The 20,335-nt window shown below is 69.3% G+C and carries 21 protein-coding genes and 2 pseudogenes; all 23 read left to right on the forward strand.

Translation table 11 applies throughout. The features are described from left to right. The first annotated feature begins 168 nt into the window (after window positions 1–168). The 23 genes and pseudogenes from ACQ95T_RS06595 to ACQ95T_RS06705 all read left to right on the forward strand — a co-directional run bounded on the left by ACQ95T_RS06595 (window position 169) and on the right by ACQ95T_RS06705 (window position 20,330). Window positions 169–1,444: pseudogene (locus tag ACQ95T_RS06595) on the forward strand (peptidoglycan glycosyltransferase FtsW). A gap of 85 nt (window positions 1,445–1,529) precedes the next feature. Further along, complete coding sequence (locus ACQ95T_RS06600) at window positions 1,530–2,537, forward strand: UDP-N-acetylglucosamine--N-acetylmuramyl-(pentapeptide) pyrophosphoryl-undecaprenol N-acetylglucosamine transferase (RefSeq protein WP_431473673.1); 1,008 nt, start codon at window positions 1,530–1,532, stop codon at window positions 2,535–2,537. Continuing rightward, entirely contained in the window at window positions 2,534–4,189 is a 1,656-nt protein-coding gene (locus tag ACQ95T_RS06605; protein ID WP_425940413.1) for a UDP-N-acetylmuramate--L-alanine ligase, read from the forward strand. The genes ACQ95T_RS06600 and ACQ95T_RS06605 overlap by 4 nt, the downstream gene beginning before the upstream one ends. A 5-nt stretch (window positions 4,190–4,194) precedes the next feature. Then, window positions 4,195–5,010: a cell division protein FtsQ/DivIB gene (locus ACQ95T_RS06610; RefSeq protein ID WP_425940415.1), complete on the forward strand. Its 816-nt coding sequence runs from the start codon at window positions 4,195–4,197 to the stop codon at window positions 5,008–5,010. A 112-nt stretch (window positions 5,011–5,122) separates the two neighbouring features. Next, window positions 5,123–6,457, forward strand: a complete 1,335-nt coding sequence (gene ftsZ / locus ACQ95T_RS06615; protein ID WP_425940417.1) for a cell division protein FtsZ — start codon at window positions 5,123–5,125, stop codon at window positions 6,455–6,457. A gap of 307 nt (window positions 6,458–6,764) precedes the next feature. Then, window positions 6,765–6,959 (forward strand): Flp family type IVb pilin, encoded by a 195-nt coding sequence (locus tag ACQ95T_RS06620; RefSeq protein WP_425940418.1) that lies wholly within the window; start codon window positions 6,765–6,767, stop codon window positions 6,957–6,959. Between the two features lie 164 nt (window positions 6,960–7,123). Next, the gene (locus tag ACQ95T_RS06625) at window positions 7,124–7,438 is read left to right on the forward strand and encodes a TadE family protein (protein ID WP_431473799.1); all 315 of its coding nucleotides are present in this window, start codon (window positions 7,124–7,126) and stop codon (window positions 7,436–7,438) included. A 59-nt stretch (window positions 7,439–7,497) separates the two neighbouring features. Continuing rightward, a complete protein-coding gene (locus ACQ95T_RS06630; protein WP_431473800.1) occupies window positions 7,498–8,502 on the forward strand; it encodes a pilus assembly protein TadG-related protein in 1,005 nt (334 codons plus the stop codon). Window positions 8,503–8,536: 34 nt separating this feature from the next. Then, complete coding sequence (locus ACQ95T_RS06635) at window positions 8,537–8,857, forward strand: hypothetical protein (protein WP_431473674.1); 321 nt, start codon at window positions 8,537–8,539, stop codon at window positions 8,855–8,857. A gap of 49 nt (window positions 8,858–8,906) precedes the next feature. Beyond that, entirely contained in the window at window positions 8,907–9,404 is a 498-nt protein-coding gene (locus ACQ95T_RS06640) for an RcpC/CpaB family pilus assembly protein (protein WP_431473675.1), read from the forward strand. After that, on the forward strand, window positions 9,401–10,591 hold the full coding sequence (locus ACQ95T_RS06645) for an AAA family ATPase (RefSeq protein WP_425940425.1): 1,191 nt from the start codon (window positions 9,401–9,403) through the stop codon (window positions 10,589–10,591). The genes ACQ95T_RS06640 and ACQ95T_RS06645 overlap by 4 nt, the downstream gene beginning before the upstream one ends. Continuing rightward, window positions 10,588–12,061, forward strand: a pseudogene (locus ACQ95T_RS06650) (ATPase, T2SS/T4P/T4SS family). The gene ACQ95T_RS06645 and the pseudogene ACQ95T_RS06650 overlap by 4 nt, the downstream one beginning before the upstream one ends. Before the next feature lie 10 nt (window positions 12,062–12,071). Continuing rightward, window positions 12,072–13,007, forward strand: a complete 936-nt coding sequence (locus ACQ95T_RS06655; protein ID WP_425940429.1) for a type II secretion system F family protein — start codon at window positions 12,072–12,074, stop codon at window positions 13,005–13,007. 468 nt (window positions 13,008–13,475) lie between these two features. After that, complete coding sequence (locus tag ACQ95T_RS06660) at window positions 13,476–13,910, forward strand: type II secretion system F family protein (protein WP_431473676.1); 435 nt, start codon at window positions 13,476–13,478, stop codon at window positions 13,908–13,910. 14 nt (window positions 13,911–13,924) lie between these two features. After that, a complete protein-coding gene (locus tag ACQ95T_RS06665) occupies window positions 13,925–14,440 on the forward strand; it encodes a DivIVA domain-containing protein (protein WP_425940433.1) in 516 nt (171 codons plus the stop codon). 4 nt (window positions 14,441–14,444) lie between these two features. Beyond that, the gene (locus ACQ95T_RS06670) at window positions 14,445–15,227 is read left to right on the forward strand and encodes a polyphenol oxidase family protein (protein WP_425940435.1); all 783 of its coding nucleotides are present in this window, start codon (window positions 14,445–14,447) and stop codon (window positions 15,225–15,227) included. Beyond that, entirely contained in the window at window positions 15,227–15,955 is a 729-nt protein-coding gene (locus ACQ95T_RS06675) for a YggS family pyridoxal phosphate-dependent enzyme (protein WP_425940437.1), read from the forward strand. The genes ACQ95T_RS06670 and ACQ95T_RS06675 overlap by 1 nt, the downstream gene beginning before the upstream one ends. A gap of 61 nt (window positions 15,956–16,016) precedes the next feature. Further along, window positions 16,017–16,535, forward strand: coding sequence for a cell division protein SepF (locus ACQ95T_RS06680; RefSeq protein ID WP_425940439.1), 519 nt, complete (start codon window positions 16,017–16,019; stop codon window positions 16,533–16,535). Between the two features lie 22 nt (window positions 16,536–16,557). Beyond that, on the forward strand, window positions 16,558–16,842 hold the full coding sequence (locus ACQ95T_RS06685; protein ID WP_425940440.1) for a YggT family protein: 285 nt from the start codon (window positions 16,558–16,560) through the stop codon (window positions 16,840–16,842). A gap of 112 nt (window positions 16,843–16,954) precedes the next feature. Then, window positions 16,955–18,208 (forward strand): DivIVA domain-containing protein, encoded by a 1,254-nt coding sequence (locus ACQ95T_RS06690; RefSeq protein ID WP_425940441.1) that lies wholly within the window; start codon window positions 16,955–16,957, stop codon window positions 18,206–18,208. Window positions 18,209–18,446: 238 nt separating this feature from the next. Then, window positions 18,447–18,854, forward strand: a complete 408-nt coding sequence (locus tag ACQ95T_RS06695; protein WP_431473677.1) for a TraR/DksA family transcriptional regulator — start codon at window positions 18,447–18,449, stop codon at window positions 18,852–18,854. A gap of 1 nt (window position 18,855) precedes the next feature. Beyond that, the gene (gene lspA, locus ACQ95T_RS06700; RefSeq protein WP_425940444.1) at window positions 18,856–19,404 is read left to right on the forward strand and encodes a signal peptidase II; all 549 of its coding nucleotides are present in this window, start codon (window positions 18,856–18,858) and stop codon (window positions 19,402–19,404) included. Continuing rightward, a complete protein-coding gene (locus ACQ95T_RS06705) occupies window positions 19,401–20,330 on the forward strand; it encodes an RluA family pseudouridine synthase (RefSeq protein WP_425940446.1) in 930 nt (309 codons plus the stop codon). Before lspA ends, ACQ95T_RS06705 begins: the two co-directional genes overlap by 4 nt. The last annotated feature ends 5 nt before the right edge of the window (window positions 20,331–20,335 follow it).

Below are 20,335 nucleotides of genomic sequence, written 5' to 3' on the forward strand. Positions count from 1 at the left end.
TCCTCCGCCCGGGGCGGGGGCACCTCGCCCGGGGGCGCGACGGCATACCCCGGTGGTGCCCGCGAGGGCTGGACGATGCAGTCCGTGGGCGCCTGGCTGCGCTCGCCCGTGGCGCCCTACTACCTCGTGCTCGTCTCCGCGGGGTTGCTGACCGGGCTGGGCCTGGTCATGGTGCTCTCGGCGAGCAGCGTGCGCTCCTACGTCGAGAGCGGCAACAGCTACACCGTCTTCCTCGAGCAGGTCGCCTTCGCCGGGGTCGGGATCGTGCTGGCCGCCGTCGGGGCGCGGATGCCGGTGTCGCTGTGGAAGCGCATGGCCTGGCCGGCGATCATCCTCGCTCTGGGCATGCAGGCAGCGGTGTTCACCAGCATGGGCGTGGAGTTTCAGGGCAACCGCAACTGGATCGAGATCGCCGGGCGCAGCGTGCAGCCCTCGGAGTTCGGCAAGCTCGCCCTCGTCGTCTTCGGCGCCCCATGCTGGCGGCCAAGCGCAAGGTCGTCCACCGGGTCTTCCAGGCCACGGTGCCGCTCGTTTTCCCCGTCGGGCTCGTGCTCGTCGGGCTGGTGCTGCAGGGCAAGGACCTGGGCACCGGCATGATCATGCTGGCGATCCTCGTCGGTCTGCTGTGGGCCGCCGGGCTGCCGGCGCGGTGGTTCATCGGGGTCGGCGCGGTCGCCGGCGTCGGCGTGGCCTACCTCGCCGCGGGCAGCGCCAACCGCATGCAGCGCATCCAGGTCTGGCTCGGCGACGTCTGCGAGAGCCCGCAGGTCGACGGCTGCTTCCAGAAGGTGCACGCGGAGTACGCCCTCGCCGACGGCGGCTGGTGGGGCCTGGGCCTGGGGGAGTCCCGCGAGAAGTGGGGCCTGCTGCCCGAGCCGCACAACGACTTCATCCTGGCGATCATCGGCGAGGAGCTGGGCCTGCCCGGGTCGATGGGCGTGCTCGTCCTCTTCGCCGTGCTGGCCTACGCTGCTTCCGGATCGTCTCGCAGGCCGACGACATGTTCACCCGGCTGGCGACCGCGGGCCTGATGATCTGGCTGCTCGGCCAGGCGCTGCTCAACATCGGGTCGGTCATCGGGATGCTGCCGATCATCGGCGTGCCGCTGCCGCTGGTCTCCTCCGGCGGGTCGGCGCTGGTCGCCGCGCTGCTGGGGATCGGCCTGCTGCTCTCGCTCGCCCGCTCCCTGCCGGGGGCGCGCGAGGCGCTGGCCCAGCGCTCCTCGAGCCTGGACCGCACGTATGCCGCCGTCACCAGCGGGCGCGCCGGTGCGGGTTCGCGGGGGGCCGCCGGGGCGGGCCGCACCTCGACGGGAACGCGGTCGACCGGGCGCACCGCGCCGCGGGTCTCCACCCACGGCACGCCGCGGGCGCCCCGGCCGGCGCCGCCGACCACGCGCAGCGCCCCGACGGCCGCCCGGCGCGGCCCGAAGGGTCGTCGATGAGCCCGTTGTCCGTCGTCCTCGCCGGCGCGGGTCCGCCGGCCACGTCAACCCCCTGCTCGCCACCGCGGACGCGCTGCGCCGCCGGGTGCCCGACGCCACGATCAGCGTGCTCGGCACCGCCGAGGGCCTGGAGGCCCGGCTCGTGCCCGAGCGGGGCTACGAGCTGACCACCGTGCCCAAGGTGCCCTTCCCGCGCCGGCCGGGCATGGCGGCGGTGCGCTTCCCCAGCTCGCTGCAGCGGGCCGTCGGCACGGCGCTGGCGGTGCTGCGCGACAAGGAGGCCGACGTCGTCGTGGGCTTCGGCGGCTACGTGGCCACGCCCGCCTACCTGGCGGCCCGCCGCGCCGGCGTGCCGATCGTCATCCACGAGCAGAACGCCCGCGCGGGCCTGGCCAACCGGCTCGGCGCCCGGTTCACCTCGGCGGTGGCCACCACGTTCGCCATGACCGCCCTGCCGAACGCCCGGCTGGTCGGGCTGCCGCTGCGCGCCGAGATCCGCGACCTGGACCGGGGGTCGGCCCGGGCGGAGGGGCTGGCGCACTTCGGCCTGGACGAGGGGCGTCCGACCCTGCTCGTCTTCGGCGGGTCGCTGGGAGCCCAGCGGATCAACGAGGCGGTCGCGGGGGCCGCGGCCGACCTGCTCGCCGCCGGGGTGCAGGTGCTGCACCTCACGGGCGCGGGCAAGGACGTCGAGGTGCCGGAGGCCGACGCGACGACCGGGGCGCGCTACGTCGCGCTGCCCTACACCGACCGGATGGAGCTGGCCTACGCCGTCGCCGACCTGGCCCTGGGCCGGTCCGGGGCCGGGACGGTCAGCGAGCTGGCCGCGCTGGGGCTGCCGGCGGTCTACGTCCCCCTGCCGATCGGCAACGGCGAGCAGCGGCTCAACGCCGCCGAGGTCGTCGAGGCCGGCGGCGGGATCCTCGTCGACGACGCCGAGCTGGACCCCGACCGGGTCCGCTCGACCGTGCTGCCGCTGGTGACGGATCCCGACCGGCTGGCTGCGATGGGTGCCGCCGCGGCCGGGCACGGCGAGCGGCACGCCGACGACGCCCTCGTCGACCTGGTCCTGGCCACGGCGGGCGTCCGGTGAGCGGGCGCACCACCTTCCGCTTCGACCTGTCCGCGGACGTCCCGCCGGCGGCCGAGCTGGGCCGGGTGCACCTGGTCGCGATCGGCGGGTCCGGCATGTCCGGGGTCGCCCGGATGCTCCTGGCCGCGGGGGTGCCGGTGTCCGGCAGTGACCGCACCGACTCGCCGACGCTGCGGGCGCTGGAGGCCGAGGGCGCACGGGTGTTCGTCGGCCACGACGCCGCCCACCTCGAGGGGGTCAGCACCGTCGTCGTGTCGTCGGCCATCCCCGAGGACAACCCCGAGCTGGCCGCCGCCCGGGAGCTGGGCCTGCGGGTGCTGCACCGCGCCCAGGGCATCGCCGCGCTCCTGCACGGCCGCCCGGCCGTGGCGGTGGCCGGGGCGAACGGCAAGACCACGACGAGCGCGATGACGACGGTGGCCCTGCAGGCGGCCGGCCTGGAGCCGGGGTACGTCATCGGGGCGCCGCTGTCAGTGGCGTCACCGCAGACAGGCGCCGCCTCTGCGGCCGTGACCGTTCCCCCGGACGGCACCCCGGCGGACGCCACCACCATCCCCACCAACGCCGCGCCCGGGGCGCCCGGAGCGCCGGTGGTCGTGGAGGCCGACGAGAGCGACGGCACCTTCGTCGTCTACCGGCCGCAGGTGGCGGTCGTGACCAACGTCCAGGCCGACCACCTCGACTTCTACGGGACCGTCGAGGAGGTCGAGCGCGCCTACGCCGAGTTCGTCGACACGGTGCAGCCCGGCGGCCTCCTCGTCACCAACGCCGACGACCCCGGCGCCGCGCGCCTGGCCGCACACGCACGGCATACCCGTCCGGACCTGCAGGTGCTCACCTGGGGGACCGGCACGGGCGTGACCGGGGGAGACGACGAGGGTGCCGGGGCGGATCCCGACGTGCTGATGCGCGACGTGACCTCGCGGGGGATGACGGCGCGGGCCACGCTGTGGATGCGGTCGACGGTCGGACCGTTCGGCGAGGGGCAGGAGCTCGAGGTCGTCGTGCCGGTGCCGGGGGAGCACAACGCGCACAACGCGACCGCCGCGCTGCTCGCGGCGACCGTCGGCCTGGGCGCCGACCCGGAACGGGTGCTGGCGGGGCTGGCGGCGTTCCCGGGGGCGCACCGACGGTTCGAGCGGGTCGGTGCCGCCGGCGGGGTGGAGGTCGTGGACGACTACGCGCACAACGCTCCGAAGGTCGCCGCCGTGGTGGCCGCGGCGCGGTCGGCGGCGGACGGGCGGCGGGTCGTCGTGGCGTTCCAGCCGCACCTGTTCTCCCGGACTCAGGACTTCGCCGACGGGTTCGCCGCCGGGCTGGCCGGGGCCGACGTGCTCGTGCTCGTGCCGATCTACGGGGCGAGGGAGAAGCAGGAGCAGTACCCGCAGGTCACGGCCCAGCTGCTCGCCGACCGGGTGGAGGCGCTCGGAGGTCCGGAGCGGGTGGTGACGGCCGGGAGCTTGGAGGCGACGCCGGGGGTGCTCGCCGAGATCGTGCGTACCGGTGACCTGGTAGTGACGGTGGGCGCCGGTGACGTGACGACGGTGGGCCCGCTGCTGCTGGAGCTGCTGGGCGACCGGGTCGGGAGCGTAGGTGCCGGGGTTGACGCAGGTGAGGCTGCCGCTGACGGGGGCGGGGTGAGCCGGACGTGAGGTGGGTGCCGGACACCGTCGCCGACCGTCTGCCGGGACGACGGAGGACGCAGGGCGACCGGCTCGAGCGTCCGCCCCGACCGGGAGCGGTGCGCCGGGCGCTGCTGCTGTGGGGCATGCTCGTGGCGCTGTTCGCGGGCGGACTGGTGTTCCTGTTCTTCTACTCGGCGGCGTTCGTCGTCGAGGAGATCAGCGTCGAGGGCGCCGACGGCGAGCTGGCCGACAGCGTCGTCCACCACGCCGACATCCCCGTGGGCCGTCCGCTGGCGCGGGTGTCCGAGCACAACCTCGCCGAGCGGGTGGTCGAGGGGGAGCGGCGGGTGCGGTCGGTGAGCCTGGACCGCGACTACCCCTCCTCGATCACCTACACCGTGGAGCTGCGCGAGCCCGCGCTGGCGCTGCGGCGGGGGAAGACCACGTGGCTGGCCGACGAGGGCGGCGTCGTCTATGAGGAGGTCGAGGAGGCCTCCAACAAGCTGCCCGCCGTGGCGGTGTCGGAGGAGCCGGCCGACCTGGACCAGGAGACCGTGCGCGGACTGGTCGAGCTGTGGCGCACCCGGCCCGACCCCTCCGAGCTCGAGGGGGAGCTGGACACGCCGGAGATGGACCGGAACGGGGCCGTGAGCCTGACGATCGACCAGGTGACGGTCCTGTGGGGCGAGCCAACGGACATCGAGAAGAAGTGGCAGGTCGTGCAGGCCCTCGTCGAGCAGGACAGCATCGACCCCCAGGGCGGGATCGCGCAGACGATCGACGTGCGGGTGCCGGACGCACCGTCCGTGCAGGGCATCCCGGCGGCGCCGCCGCCCGCCCAAGGTTGAACCTGAGGTCGAGGTTCACGGTGTCGCCCCCGGGCGGGGGTGCGCACCTATGATCGCGGGACACGCACAACGCACCCCCAGCACCTGAACGAAGCACCCGAAAGGTCCACTTGTGTCCGCTGCGCAGAACTACCTGGCCGTCATCAAGGTCGTCGGCATCGGAGGTGGTGGCGTCAATGCCATCAACCGGATGATCGAGGTCGGCCTGAAGGGTGTCGAGTTCATCGCCGTCAACACCGACGCCCAGGCGCTGCTGATGAGCGACGCCGACGTCAAGCTCGACATCGGCCGCGAACTGACGCGTGGCCTGGGGGCCGGCGCCGACCCCGAGGTGGGCCGCCGCGCCGCCGAGGACCACACCGAGGAAATCGAGGAAGCCCTGCGCGGAGCCGACATGGTCTTCGTCACCGCGGGAGAGGGTGGTGGCACCGGCACCGGTGGCGCACCGGTCGTCGCCAAGATCGCCAAGTCGCTGGGCGCGCTGACCATCGGTGTCGTCACCCGTCCGTTCACGTTCGAGGGCCGGCGGCGCGCGAACCAGGCCGAGACCGGTATCGCCTCGCTGCGCGAGGAGGTCGACACCCTCATCGTCATCCCCAACGACCGGCTGCTGTCGATCTCTGACCGCACGGTCAGCATGCTCGACGCCTTCCGCTCGGCCGACCAGGTGCTGCTCTCGGGTGTCCAGGGGATCACCGACCTCATCACCACGCCGGGCCTGATCAACCTGGACTTCGCCGACGTGAAGTCAGTCATGCAGGGGGCCGGCTCGGCGCTCATGGGGATCGGATCTGCGCGCGGGGAGGACCGGGCCGTGCAGGCGGCCGAGCTGGCGATCAGCTCACCCCTGCTGGAGGCGAGCATCGAGGGCGCGCACGGCGTCCTGCTGTCGGTGCAGGGTGGTTCGGACCTGGGCCTCTTCGAGATCAACGAGGCCGCCCGCCTCGTGCAGGAGGCCGCCCACCCGGAGGCCAACATCATCTTCGGTGCGGTCATCGACGACTCCCTCGGCGACGAGGTGCGCGTGACCGTCATCGCCGCCGGCTTCGACGGCGGCTCGCCCCAGACCCGCAGCGACGAGCGCGCGCTGGGTCAGGTGCAGCCGGGTCGTCAGCCGCAGCAGCAGCGGTCGGCGCAGCAGCCCGCGGCCCAGCAGGCGCAGCAGCGCCCGGTCGGCGCACCTGGGGTGCAGCAGGGCGGCCACCAGGGGCAGGGTGCCCCTCAGGCCGCCCCGCAGCAGGGTGGGCAGTTCGGGGGGCCGAGCCAGCAGGACCAGTCCGGTGCCGGCGACGGGCAGGGAGGCCGGGGGCAGGAGGGCGGTCAGCCGCAGCAAGCACAACCCGCACAGGCCTCTCAGCAGGACCAGCGACCGGTGCAGCAGCCGCCGCGGCAGGTGACCTTTGAGGACGAGGGCGACGACCTGGACGTGCCTGACTTCTTGAAGTGACTGACAGCACATCGAGCCCCGCCTGAGACCCTCCGGCGGGGCTTGATGCATACGGTGTCAACCTCCCACCTGCGACGTTCAGGGTTCGTCCAGACTGAGTAAAGCCTGCTTAAAGTCATCTGGCTCAGGATTTGGAGGAGGGCGCGTAGCCTTCTGAGCGCTTGAACGTCAAACCGGCCCTTGTCACGGGGGCCCCTATGGTGCATGATCGGTGGTGACCGCGAGGGGTCCCCACCGCGGTTGACCATTTCACCATCAGCAGGACGTCCCCTGGGGGGTAGGCCTGCGTCACCCTAGGAGTCCTCCCATGGCTGCTTTCTTCTACACCCTCGCCACGCTCAAGGCCCGAATCGTCGAGTCCGGCAAGGAGCGCGGTGCGACGGCCGTCGAGTACGGCATCATGGTCGCGGCCATTGCGGCCGTCATCGTGGCCATCGTGTTCAGCATCGGCGGGCGGCTGCAGAATGCCTTCCAGACGGTCCTCACCGCCCTCGGTGGCTGAGAGACCCAGCTCGACGGACCCGGTCAACCGTAGCGGTTGGCCGGGTCCCGGGTCCTCAGGGCCGAAAGCAAGGTGGGTTTAAGGTGGTCAAGGGGAGTTCAAGTGATCGTGGCGCCTCAGCCGTTGAGTTCGCATTGGTCGCAATCCTCCTGGTCACGTTACTCATGGGTATTCTTGAGTTTGGAAGGCTGTGGGCTATCCAAGGCAGCTTGGCTCAGGCATCGCGGGACGCAGCGCGAACGGCAGCGATCACGGACAGTGCCAGTGCAGGGGAGAGCAAGTTCACCGAAGTTTTCTGGGCTTTGGCTCCGTCACTCTCGGACACCTTGTCAGGTTCAACGCCGGTGCGTAATGGCACCGTGGGAGACGAAGCCTGCCGTTGGACCGTGACCGCCACGTACACCACCCGGTCTATGACTGGTTTCTGGCCCGGTGACATACCAATACGCGCTCAGGGGGCCATGAGATGCAACGGTTAACGGCACGCCTGCTTTCGGAGCCAGAGCGGGGAGCTACGGCCATCATCGTTGCGCTCGTGATGTTGGTGCTCATCGGGTTCGCGGGCTTTGGTGTCGATGTCACTTCGGCTTATGCCAAGTCGCAGGAAATACAAAACGGTGCGGACGCGGCCGCACTCGGAACCGCCCAGCACTGCGCACAGTCGGCTGTGCCCTGTTCGGATGGTTCCGAGGCGGCGCGCGCTACGGGCCTGGCGCGGGAAAATGTTCGACTCCAGTCGGACACGGTTCTCGCAAAGGATACGTACCCGGCGGGTTACCCCAACTGGGTCACGGTGGAAGTGACCGGTGAGCATCAGAACTATTTCGCTGGAGCATTAGGGTTCAACTCCTTCACCGTGGTGCGTGAAGCCACCGCCGCCTGGGGCTCGCCGACCCAGATGACGACCCTTCTCCCCTTGACGATCGGCGAGTGTGAATTCAACGCTTTTGTCGCATCGACCGAGGCAGTCACCGTCATCAACCTCACCAAGACCTCGCAGGAAGAGTGCGGAACTCCGACGAGTGGCAACGTGCTGCCAGGAGGTTTTGGGTACATAGGTACGGGGGACTGCCAGGACAATCTGGTCGACCTAAATGCGAACGATGGATGGTACCCGATGGACCCTGGCGGTGAGCCGCCGGGATGCGACCACGGGCAACTGCAGGGGATGGTAGATTCTCGGTCGCCCATTGTTGTGCCAGTATTTGACGAGTGTCGCATGCGACCCAATCCCCAGCCAGACGACAATCGATGCAGCGTGGCGGATATAGGCGCAAGTCCCCTGAACGGGTATCACATCAAAGGCTTTGCCGCCATCGAGCTACACGGCATAAAGTTTGGTGGCGGAGGCCACGGCCTCACTTACCCGCAGAGCGGCCCAGACAACATCAATACTTACTGCCCGGGCAATGATCGATGCATCCGAGGCCGTTTTGTTGACTGGGTCGACCTTTCCGACGCCGTGGAGTGGGGACCGGCTCCGGACTATGGCGTTCAGTCCGTGCGCCTGATTGATCCGGACCACGAGGCTGCTACTCCTTAACTAACAGACCATTCTTCTAATAAGGAAACTCCATATGATTCGTCGTGTCGTCGCTGCCGTGCTCGCTCTGTCCCTCGCGGTGGTCGGCATCCTCCTCGTCATCAGTTACGCCAACCGGGCTGACGAGCGTGCACTAGGCGATCAGGAGACTGTGGACGTCCTGATGGCGACAGAGGCCATCCCCCAGGGGACACCGGCGGACGAGATGGGGGAGACGGTGGAAGTGCGCCAGATCCCTCGTGCCTACGTGGTCGAAGACGCCGTCGCTGCGGTAGAGGATCTTGAGGACCGGGTGGCGCAGAGGGAGATTCGGTTAGATGAGCAGATCAGTAACGGCCTGTTTTGTGCCTGCTGACGAGCTACGACGGCAGGGTGTATTCGTCCTCCCGGAGGAGGCAGAGTCCTTGCACCAACTGACCATCAATATCCCCAACCCAAGGGCCCTGGGAGGGAGCATCGCGGCCCGTGATCTGGTCGGGGTCTTCAGCACCTTCGAGGTGGAACCACCCAGTGGTTGGACCGTTGATGAGAGTGGGGCGCTCATCTGGGACGACGATCAGGCGAGCAACCCGAACGATACGAACACTGACGGTGATGAGACGCAGCAGGGATCGACGACGTCCGACGACACCATCACCTACACCGACTTGCTGCTGGACAAGGTGCTCGTCGTGCGTGTCGAAGGCGGCTTCGTCGCGGCGCAAGAAGAGGACCAGGACGCCGGTGCCGCGGACTCCGTGCACGTGACGCTGGCCGTGCAACCACAAGAGGCCGCCAGAATCATCTTCGCCATGGAGACCGGGAGCCTCTGGCTCACTTTCGCGCCGGAGGACGCTGACGGTGCAGAGGTGGACGCCGTGGTCCCGGCGCTACCCACCCAGGTGATTGGAGTCATCGAATGAGCACCATCATCCTCGCCACAGACTCCCGGAGTTTGTCCCGTTCTATTCGCCTTGCCGGGTCCGATGACGAACTTATGGTCATCGCCCGCGACCAAATCCCCGCTGGCGCAGCGCAGCTGCTGGCGCTGGCCAACGCTCCAGAGGAAGTGCGCACAGTCATCCTGGACGGTGGTGGCGATCCAGAGACGGAGGCGCGTGTGCTGCAGCTGTCTTCCCGGATGCAGCAGTCCCACCCTCAGGTGAGCATCGTCTTGGTGACTCCTCGGGGAGAGGAGATCGCCCTCCGGGCCCTCCGCAGCGGTGTGCGTGATGTGCTCCCCACCGAGGCTCCCGTCGAAGACGTCCGCTGGGTTCTCCGTCGAGCCGCGGAGTCAGCCCAGGCCTTTGCCACGGGCCACGCCCTCGGCGACACCTTCACTGGCCGGGTCATCGCCGTGGCTTCGCCCAAGGGCGGTGTGGGCAAGACAACAATCGCCACCCACCTGGCCGCCGTCCTGGCCCAGCACTCGCCGACCGGGACGGTGCTGGTGGATCTCGACGTGCAGTTCGGTGATGTCGCTGCCGCTCTCGACCTCGAGCCGACCTACACCCTGGGAGACGTGCTCTCTGGTCCGGTCTCCACGGACGCCATCGCCCTGAAAAGCCTCTTGACTCAGCACGCGTCCGGTCTCTACGTTCTGCCGGGCGTCCGCAACCCGGCGGAGGCGGACAACATCGGCACCGGCAACATCTCCCGCTTGCTGGGCACGCTCAAGCGCGAGTTCCGCTACGTCGTCCTCGACACGGCCCCTGGACTGCACGAGCAGACGCTCGCAGCGCTCGACCAGGCCACCGACGTCGTCCTCGTCTGCGGTCTGGACGTGCCCAGCCTGCGGGGTATGCGCAAAGAGCTGGAAGTGCTGGAAGAGCTGGATCTTGAACCGCTTAACATCCATGTCGTCGTGAACATGGCCGACAAGACCGGAGGGCTCAGCGTGGCCGACGTTGCTGCGACCCTGGGGCGCAAGGTCGATGTGGTGCTGCCGCGCAGTGGCAAGTTGCTCCGGGCGACGAATGCCGGCGAGCCACTGGTCCTCAGCAACCCGCGTGACCCAGTCTCGAAGGATCTCAGCGCCTTGGCGGGTCGCTTTGCCCCCCTCGGCGTGGGACGTGCCGGCCGGCAGCAGCGAGGACGTCGAAGCCGATGAACCTCAGTGAGCGGCTGCGTCAAGCCCAGGCGACAGGTACAGCGACGAACCATCCGCCGCCGACCAATGCCCCATCACCTCGCCCCGACAGGCCATCCGCACCACCGCAGGGGGCGGCGGTTGAGTCCGAAGCCAAGAGCCCCGTGGGTCCGAAGGAGCCCGAGGCTCTCCCCCGGCAGTCGGACGCCCTGGCAGGGTTGAAGGCAGAAGCCCGGGACCAATTGTTTGCCCGGTTGGGAAACCGACTTACGGACACCTCCATGGACGAGAAGGCCCTACGCGCCCTGGTCATGCGCGAGGTGACGGGTCTGGTCAACAGCAGCAGCGTGCCCTTGAGGATCGAGGAGCGACGTCGCCTGGTCGCGGAGATCGCGGACGATGTCCTCGGCTACGGGCCGCTGCAGAAACTCCTCGACGATGATTCTGTCACCGAGATCATGGTCAATGGTCATGAGAGCGTCTATGTGGAACAGGACGGTCTCCTACAGCAGGTCGACGTGCAATTCTCCTCTGACGAACACCTGCGGCGCGTGATCGAGCGAATCGTTGGTCGGGTCGGGCGCCGGATCGACGAGTCGTCCCCCATGGTGGACGCACGACTGGAGGACGGCTCCCGGGTCAACGCGGTCATCGCGCCGCTCGCTGTCTCCGGGGCGACCCTCACGATCCGCAAGTTCGGGCAGGTTCCGCTGCGGGCTGAGGACCTTGTCGCCAGAGGCAGTATGTCTTCCCAGATGGTCCAACTCCTTCGGGGCTGCGTGGAGGCGAAGCTCAACGTCCTTGTTTCCGGTGGCACTGGCACCGGTAAGACCACCATGCTCAACGTACTGTCGTCTTTCATCCCTACCAGCGAGCGCATCGTAACCATCGAGGACGCGGTCGAGCTCCAACTGCAGCAGGAACACGTGGTCCGACTCGAGAGCAGGCCCTCCAACATCGAGGGCCAGGGTGAGGTCACCATCCGCGACCTTGTCCGCAACTCACTTCGAATGCGCCCCGACCGCATCATCGTCGGTGAGGTGCGCGGCGGCGAGAGCCTTGACATGCTCCAGGCCATGAACACCGGGCACGAGGGGTCCCTGTCCACGTTGCACGCGAACACCCCTCGGGACGCCGTCGCCCGGCTCGAGACGATGGTGCTGATGGCCGGCATGGATCTGCCGCTGCGCGCTATCCGCGAGCAGATCGCCTCGGCTGTCGACGTTATCGTCCACCTTAACCGGCTACGGGACGGCACCAGACGAGTAACCGCTATTACCGAGGTGCAGGGCATGGAGGGTGACATCGTTACTCTCCAAGACGCGTTCACCTTCGACTACGCAGCAGGCGTGGATGCCAACGGTCGCTTCTTGGGCCACGCGATCCCGACCGTGTGTGCGTCCCCTCTTTACTGATCGGTTCGCCGAGCAGGGAGTTCAATTGCCACCGGGCATCTTCGAGGACACCTTCATCGCTCGAGGCCGACGGTGAGGAGACAAGGATGGGCCTGACCCCGCTGACGGTCGGGGTGGCGCTCCTGGGTCTGGCCGGCGGTACTACCGCTCTCCTGGTGGCCCTGCCCAACCGGAGGCTGTCGCAGGAACGCCGTCGACACGGGGTGGAAGACACCTCCACGGTGACGCGTGTAACGGTTGCCGCCACTGGGTGGATCGGGAGGCGACTAGACCGCAGCGGAAGGGGCCGCCGATGGGCTGACGCCCTCAATCTGGCCGGCATCCGCATGGACGTCGCCGACTTCGTTCTGGTGGTTGGGGCCGCCCTACTAGTCGCTTTCGCCCTCGGTCTGGCGTTGCAGGGGCTGATCGTGGCTGTACTGCTCGCCGTGGTTACCCTCATCGGCATCCTGTTCTGGGTGTCAATCCGGGCCGATCAGCGCCGGACCCGTTTCGCGGACCAGATCGACGACGTCGTCACGCTTCTCGCTAGCAACATGCGGGCGGGTCACTCACTAGTCCAAGGCCTGCACTATGTTTCCCGGGAAGTCGAGGACCCGGCCGCTGGGGAGCTGGCCCGCATCGTCAACGAGGCCAGGGTCGGGCGAGACCTCAACAACTCACTGGCGGAAACCGCCGAGCGCATGGACAGCGACGACTTTCGCTGGATCGGGCAGGCGATCACGATCCACAGACAGGTGGGTGGCAACCTCGCCGAGGTCCTCGACACCGTGGGTGAGACCGTGAGAGAGCGGGGGCAGATCCGTAGGCAGGTCCGGGCGCTGGCTGCCGAGGGAAAACTTTCTGCGATCATCCTTATGGCGCTGCCCTTCGTCATGACGGGACTGCTTGTCCTGGTCAACCCCACGTATATTGGCGTCCTCACCCAGTCCCCTTTGGGTTGGGCGATGATTCTCGCTGGGATCATCATGCTCACCCTGGGTGGACTTTGGCTGCGCAAGGTCATCGAGGTGAAGTTCTGATGGAGCCGCGCATGATCCTGTTGTTGGGGGCGGGTCTCGTCGGACTGGCGCTGTTGCTTCTGGTCTATGCCTTCTCCACGAGCGAGGATGCGGTCCGCCGACGAGCCCTAGCTAACCTTCTGCGTGACGTCCATGCCGCGCGGGAGGAAGACCCGTACGCGGCACCCTCGGGCCCTCTCTACCGTATGGCGTACGGCCTGACCCCGGCCGGGACCGTGAGGCTGATCGACCGACTGCTGGCAGGTGCCGGTCGTCCTGCTCGTTGGCCCCTTCACCGCGTGATCGTGACCAAGCTTGTGGCGACCTCGGCAACGGTCGGTTTGTTCGCTCTCCTCCTCTCCGGAGAATTCAGCACCCGAATGATCGTTCTCGCCTTACTGACCACCGCCTTCGTCTGGTTCCTGCCGGAAATCTTTCTTTACAACACCGGGTTGAAGAGGCGTCAGGCCGTGCAGGAAGCAGGAAGCCTTGCCCGACACGCTCGACCAGTTGACCATCGCCGTCGAGGCCGGTCTGGGATTCGAGTCGGCCATCGCTCACGTCGCCAGAGGGAGCAGTGGCCCGCTCGCTGACGAGTTCGTCCGCACCCTCCAGGAGATCCAGGTTGGTGTCCCACGCCGGGTGGCCTACAAGGGTTTGACCGATCGAGTACTGGTGGAGGACCTCCGCCGGTTCGTACGTGCGATCATGCAGGGTGAGGAGCATGGCATCTCCATTGCCAAAGTGCTGTCCACCCAGGCTTCCGAGATGCGGATTAAGCGTCGGCAGCGCGCCGAGGAGAAGGCCATGCAGATCCCGGTTAAGGTCGTCTTTCCCTTGATCCTGTTTATCCTCCCTGCCCTCTTCATCGTTGTGATGGGACCGGGTGCCATCAACATCATCGAGGCCTTCTCGGGCCTCTGACCGGAAAGAACACCATGCTGCTGAGCCCCGAGGACGTCGTCCGCAAGACCTTCAACACGGTGGTGCTTCGCCGCGGCTATGACGCAGACGAGGTCGACGCCTTTCTGGAAGAAGTCGTCCAGGAGCTGCGTCGACTTCACGGACGGGTTGACGAGCTGGAGGCCGAGGCTATCCGCCGCCATCACACGGACGAGACCGGTCACGAGTCCGAACGTCTCCGCATGGAGAAGCAGCAGCTTGAGCTCGTCCGTCGAGAGCGGGCCGAGCTCGTCGAGGAATTGCGCAGTCTCCAGGCGCAGGTTGAGGCCGGGCCGCAGGGCGCGCCCGGGGGCGAAAGCCTCGAGCCGCAGCGGGACGACCTGCAGCGGCAGGTTGCCGAGCTGCGCGCCGAGCTGGACCGGCTCCATCAGCACCACCACGAATTCAGCGAGCACCTGATCGAGTCCGTGCGCGAGCACCTGCACCTGCTCGAGGCCGGGCACGACCAGCTGCCACCCCACGGGACGGTGCTGAACCCGCCGGTACGCTGACCGCGTGTTCTTCTGGCGCGAGCGGATCGACCCGGCCGGTACCGACTTCGGCGTCGAGTGGGCCCTTACCGACCGCCACGAGGGCTCCAGCCAGGGGCCGTACGGTGAGCTCAACCTGGCGAACCACGTCGGTGACCACGACGACGCCGTCGAGACCAACCGGCACCGGGTGGCCCACGAGCTCGGGCTGAGGGCGTCCGACCTGCGCTTCATGGACCAGCGTCACGGGTGCGACGTGGCGGTCACCCTCGGCACCCGCGACGACGTCGTGCCCGAGGTGGGTAACCCCGACGCCCCGGCTCCAGCGGTCGACGGACTGGTCTCCGGACGCACCGACGAGGCGCTTGTCGTCCTGGTCGCCGACTGCACGCCGGTGCTCCTGTTCGACCGTCACGAGGGTCTGGTCGCTGCGGTCCACGTCGGGCGGCCCGGGATGATGTCCGGTGTCGTCCCCGCCACCATCGCGTGGATGTGCACGCTCGGAGCGAGAAGTATCGAGGCGGTCATCGGGCCGTCGGTCTGCCCCCGCTGCTACGAGGTGCCTGAGCGTATGCGCGACGAGGCTGCCCAGGTGAGCCCCGTTGCGGCTTCGGTGTCCTGGACCGGCACCCCGGCCATCGACGTCGCCGGTGCCGTCGTCGACCAGCTCGTACGCGACGGCGTCAGCGTGCGATGGCTGCCCGGCTGCACCCGCGAGGACCCGGACCTCTACTCGTACCGACGCGACGGCACCACCGGCCGGTTCGCCGGGATCGTCCGGCTGCTGCCCCCGGAGGAGGTCGCTTGATGGCCGACCGCGGAGCCGAGCTGCAGGCCAACCTCGCGGCCGTCCACGAACGCATCGCCACCGCCTGCGGCGACGCCGTCCGTGACCCGGCGGAGATCACCCTGGTCGCGATCACCAAGTTTTTTCCCGCCTCGGACATCGTCCACCTCGTCGACCTCGGCGTGCGCCACGTGGGGGAGAACAAGGACCAGGAGGCCGGCGCCAAGGTCGCCGAGCTCCCGGCTGAGGTCCGGGAGCTGCTCACCGTCCACTTCGTCGGTCAGCTGCAGAGCAACAAGGCCGCCCACGTGGCCCGCTACGCCGACGTCGTCCAGTCCGTGGACCGGACCAAGATCGTCAAGGCCCTTGACCGCGGGACGGGCACCGCCCTGGGCGAGGGCGGGCGGCATACCCCCCTCGAGGTGACGATCCAGGTCGACCTGGGGGAGGGGGCCGACGCCGGACGGGGCGGAGCTGCACCCGCCGACGTCCCCGCCCTCGCGGACGCGGTCGCCGCCACCGAGCACCTGCGGCTCCGAGGGGTCATGGCGGTGGCCCCCCTCGGAGTCGACGAGGACGGCACCGCCGCCGCGTTCCAGCGGTTCGCCGACCTCTCCGCCCGCCTGCGCGCCGACCACCCCGACGCCACGTGGATCTCCGCGGGCATGAGCGGGGACCTGGAAACTGCTGTGACGCACGGTGCGACACACCTGCGTGTCGGGACCGGAATCCTGGGAACTCGGCGGTAGCGTCGGCAGCGACCGATCCACCACGGGTAGCAACGCCCGTACGCACCAAGGAGCTCGCGACATGGCCGGGGCGCTGCGCAAGACGATGGAGTACCTCGGACTCGCCGAGTCCGACGAGCGGTACGACGACTACGACGCCTACCCCGAGGAGGAGCCCCGCCACGAGGGTCCCCGCGGCGGTGCCGTGCGGGCCGTCCGCGACGAGGACGACGAGCGTCCCGAGCAGGACGCCGAGGTCACCACCCTGCCGCGCCGCACGCCGGTCGCCCAGGTCGTCCGGGAGCCGAAGATGAGCGATCTGAACCGCATCACCACGATCCACCCGCGCACCTACAACGAGGCCAAGGACATCGGGGAGTCCTTCCGCAGCGGCATCCCGGTGATCATCAACCTCACCGACATGGACGACGCCGACGCCAAGCGCCTCGTCGACTTCTCCGCCGGCCTGGCCTTCGGCCTGCGCGGGTCGATCGAGCGGGTCACCAGCAAGGTCTTCCTGCTCTCGCCCGAGCACATCGAGGTCGAGGGCGGCACCGCCGAGCGGCAGCGACAGGGCTCCGGGCCGTTCAACCAGAGCTGAGCCAGCAACGTAGTCTGTCCCCATGGTCGGACAGATCCTCTACGCAGTCCTGAGCCTCTACCTGTTCGTCCTCATCGGCCGGCTGGTCTTCGACTGGATCATGGTCTTCTCGCGCGATTTCCGGCCCAAGGGCCCGGTCCTCGTGCTGGCCAACGGGATCTACGCTCTCACGGACCCGCCCCTGAAGGCCCTGCGCAAGGTCATCCCTCCGCTGCGGCTGGGCGGCATCGCCCTGGACCTGGGATTCCTCGTCCTGATCCTCGCGGTGAGCCTGGGCCGCGGGCTGGTCCTGGGCCTGCCGTTCTGAGGCGTCCCTGTGCGTTAGAGTGACCCCTGCACGTGCAGACCGCGCGTCATCGACCATGCCCTGACGACCCGTGCGCCGGGCCTGGCGGTGACTCCCCGACACGAGGTGAAACATGGCGCTGACCCCCGAGGACGTCATCAAGAAGAGCTTCAGTGCGACCCACCTGCGTCGCGGCTACGACGAGACCCAGGTGGACGACTTCCTCGACGAGGTGGTCGTCGAGCTGAGGCGTCTTCTTGCGGAGAACGACTCCCTGCGCACCGACCTCGAGGACTGCCGTGCCAGCCGGGGGATGGGCGGCGACGACACCGAGCGCTTCGCGCCCGCCGCTGCCGTGCCGGGTATGGCGTCGGGCGAGTCCGATGACCGCTCCGCCGAGCTCGTCGCCGAGCTGGAGCAGGCCCGTCGCGAGCTGCAGGAGTGCCAGCAGGCCCGCGCCCAGGCCGAGGAGCGCGCCCAGGCCGCCGAGGGCTCGCGGGTGGAGGGTGCCGAGGGCGCCTCCGCCGAGCTGGAGGACCTGCGTGGCCGGGTGGCCGCCTCCGACCAGCGGGTGCGGGAGCTCGAGGGTCAGCTGTCCGAGGCCCAGGACCGGGCCCGGTCCGCCGAGGAGCAGGCCCAGCAGGCCACGACCGAGGCCGAGCAGGCCCGCCAGGCCCAGCAGGAGGCCGAGCGCGCCGCCGCCGAGGCCGCCGAGCAGGGACAGGCCGCGCCCGTCGCCGCCGCTGCCGCGATGCCGTCCGCGGCGGAGGACCCCTCGAAGATCATCTCGCTGGCCCAGCGCCTGCACGACCAGCACGTGGCCGAGGGCCAGACGACCAAGCAGCAGCTCATCGAGGAGGCCGAGGGCTACCGCGACCGCACCGTCGCCGAGGCCGACCAGCGTCGGGACGAGCTGGTGACCACCGGGCAGCAGACGCATGACCGTCTGGTCAACGAGGGTCAGACCCGGCACGACGAGCTGGTCAGCACCGGACAGGAGACGCACGACCGCCTGGTCCAGGAGGGCAAGACCAAGCACGACGAGCTGGTGACCACCGGTCAGGAGACGCACGACCGTCTCATCACCGAGGGCCAGCAGCAGCGCGAGCAGCTGATCGGCGAGGGCCAGTCCCGCCACGACGAGCTCGTCAGCACCGGTCAGCAGACGCACGACCGGCTCGTGGGCGAGGGCCAGTCCTCGCGCGACCAGATGGTCGGGGAGGCCGAGCAGAAGCGCAGCTCCATCCTGGAGGACCTGAACAGCAGGCAGACCAGCCTGACAGGGCGGATCGGCGAGCTGCAGACCCAGGAGCACGACCTGCGCGACCGGCTGCGGACCTTCCTGTCCGAGCAGCTCTCCAGGGTCGAGGGCAACGAGCAGGGCTGACCCGACCGGTGGGTCGTGCCGACCCGCCACCGCACGCCGACGCAGGGCGCCCCGGAACCTCCGGGGCGCCCTGCGCGCGTGCGTCATACCTCCACCCGTGCGGGTGTTGTGCGGCTGGGACCGGCGTGGCGGTTGGGAACGGCGTTGTCCCAGGGGGCTGCGTGGCATATCCTCTGCCCACCGTTGCCCACGACCGGCCGCCGGCCGACGTGGGTTCTTGCACACAGGAGGGCACCTCGTGGCCAGAACTGCGAAGAAGGGTGGGGACACCGCCCACGAGTCCCTGAGCGTCCGGCACGACGAGGACGCCTGGACCGCCGAGGAGCTGGCCGAGGTGCGCACCGAGCTGGAGTCGGACGCCACCCGGCTCGGCACCGAGGTGCACGAGGCCGAGCAGGACCTGGTCGAGCTGATGCGCAGCTACAGCGACGGGGCGGGGGACGACCAGGCCGACGCGGGCGCGGCGACCTGGGAGCGCGAGCACGAGCTGTCGCTGGCCAACAACGCGCGCGACCTGCTCATGCAGACGCTGCGGGCGCTGGAGCGGATCAACCAGGGCTCCTACGGCGACTGCGAGGCGTGCGGCAACCCCGTCGGCAAGATGCGGCTGCAGGCGTTCCCGCGTGCGACCCTATGCATGACATGACATGCAAGCAGAAGCAGGAACGCCGCTGACCGACGCCCGCGCCCCCCTCGAGGTCCGCCCGCGCCGGCGGACCCTCGTCGTGCTGGGCCTGGCCGCGGGGTGGGTCGTCCTGGACCAGGTCACCAAGGTGTGGGCCGAGCAGACCCTTGTGCAGGGGGAACCCGTCCAGGTGGTGGGCGACCTGCTGCGCTGGCACCTGATCTACAACTCGGGTGCCGCGTTCTCGATGGGGACCTCGATCACGCCGGTGCTGACGGCCCTGGCGACGGCCATCTCGGTGGTCATCGTCTGGCAGGCGTTCAGGGTGCGCAGCCTGCCGTGGGCCTTGGCGCTGGGGCTGCTGCTCGGCGGGGCGGTGGGCAACCTGATCGACCGGTACTTCCGCGACCCGGGGCCCGCTTTCGGTCACGTCGTGGACTTCATCCGGCTGCCCAACTTCGCGATCTTCAACGTCGCCGACGTCGGGGTGACCAGCGCGGCCGTGCTCATCGCCGTGCTCGCGCTGCGTGGCCACCGGCTCGACGGCACCCGCGAGGGGGACGAGAAGTGAGCGGTTCGAGGGCGTTCTCCGTCCCGGAGGGGCTGGAGGGGGAACGGGTCGACGCGGCCCTGGCGAGGCTGCTCGGGCTGTCCCGGTCCAAGGCTGCCGACCTGGCCGCCGCCGGGCACGTGACGATGGACGGCAGGGTGGCCGGCAAGTCGGACCGGGTGATGGCCGGGGCGTGGCTGGACGTGACGCTGCCGCCGGTGGGGCCACCCCCCGGGCTGGAGGTCGTCGCCGAGCCGGTCGAGGGGATGCGGATCGTGCACGACGACACCGAGATGGTCGTCGTCGACAAGCCGGCGTTCGTCGCGGCCCACCCCAGCGTCGGCTGGTCCGGACCGACCGTCGTCGGGGGCCTGGCAGCGGCCGGCTACCGGATCTCCACCTCCGGCGCTCCGGAGCGGCAGGGGATCGTGCAGCGGCTCGACGTGGGCACGTCCGGGCTGATGGTCGTCGCCAAGTCCGAGCGGGCCTACACGGTGCTCAAGCAGGCCTTCCGCGACCGGGTCGTCGACAAGACCTACCACGCGCTCGTCCAGGGCCTGCCCGACCCGCACGAGGGCACCATCGACGCCCCCATCGGGCGGCACCCCGGGCACGACTACCGGTTCGCCGTCCGCCGCGAGGGTCGGCCGAGCATCACCCACTACGAGCTGCTCGAGGCGCACCGGATGGCCAGCCTGCTGGAGGTGCACCTGGAGACCGGTCGCACCCACCAGATCCGGGTGCACTTCTCCGCGATGCACCACCCGTGCGCGGGGGACCTGACCTACGGCGCCGACCCGACGCTGTCCAAGCGCCTCGGTCTGCAGCGGCAGTGGCTGCACGCGGTGAAGCTGGGCTTCGACCACCCCGGCAGCGGCGAGCCGGTGGAGTTCGAGTCGCCCTACCCCGACGACCTGCAGCACGCGCTGGGCGTCATCCGGGGCTGAGAGCG

Origin of the sequence: Ornithinimicrobium carbonis (assembly GCF_050703245.1) — a bacterium.
Taxonomy (GTDB): Bacteria; Actinomycetota; Actinomycetes; order Actinomycetales; family Dermatophilaceae; genus Ornithinicoccus.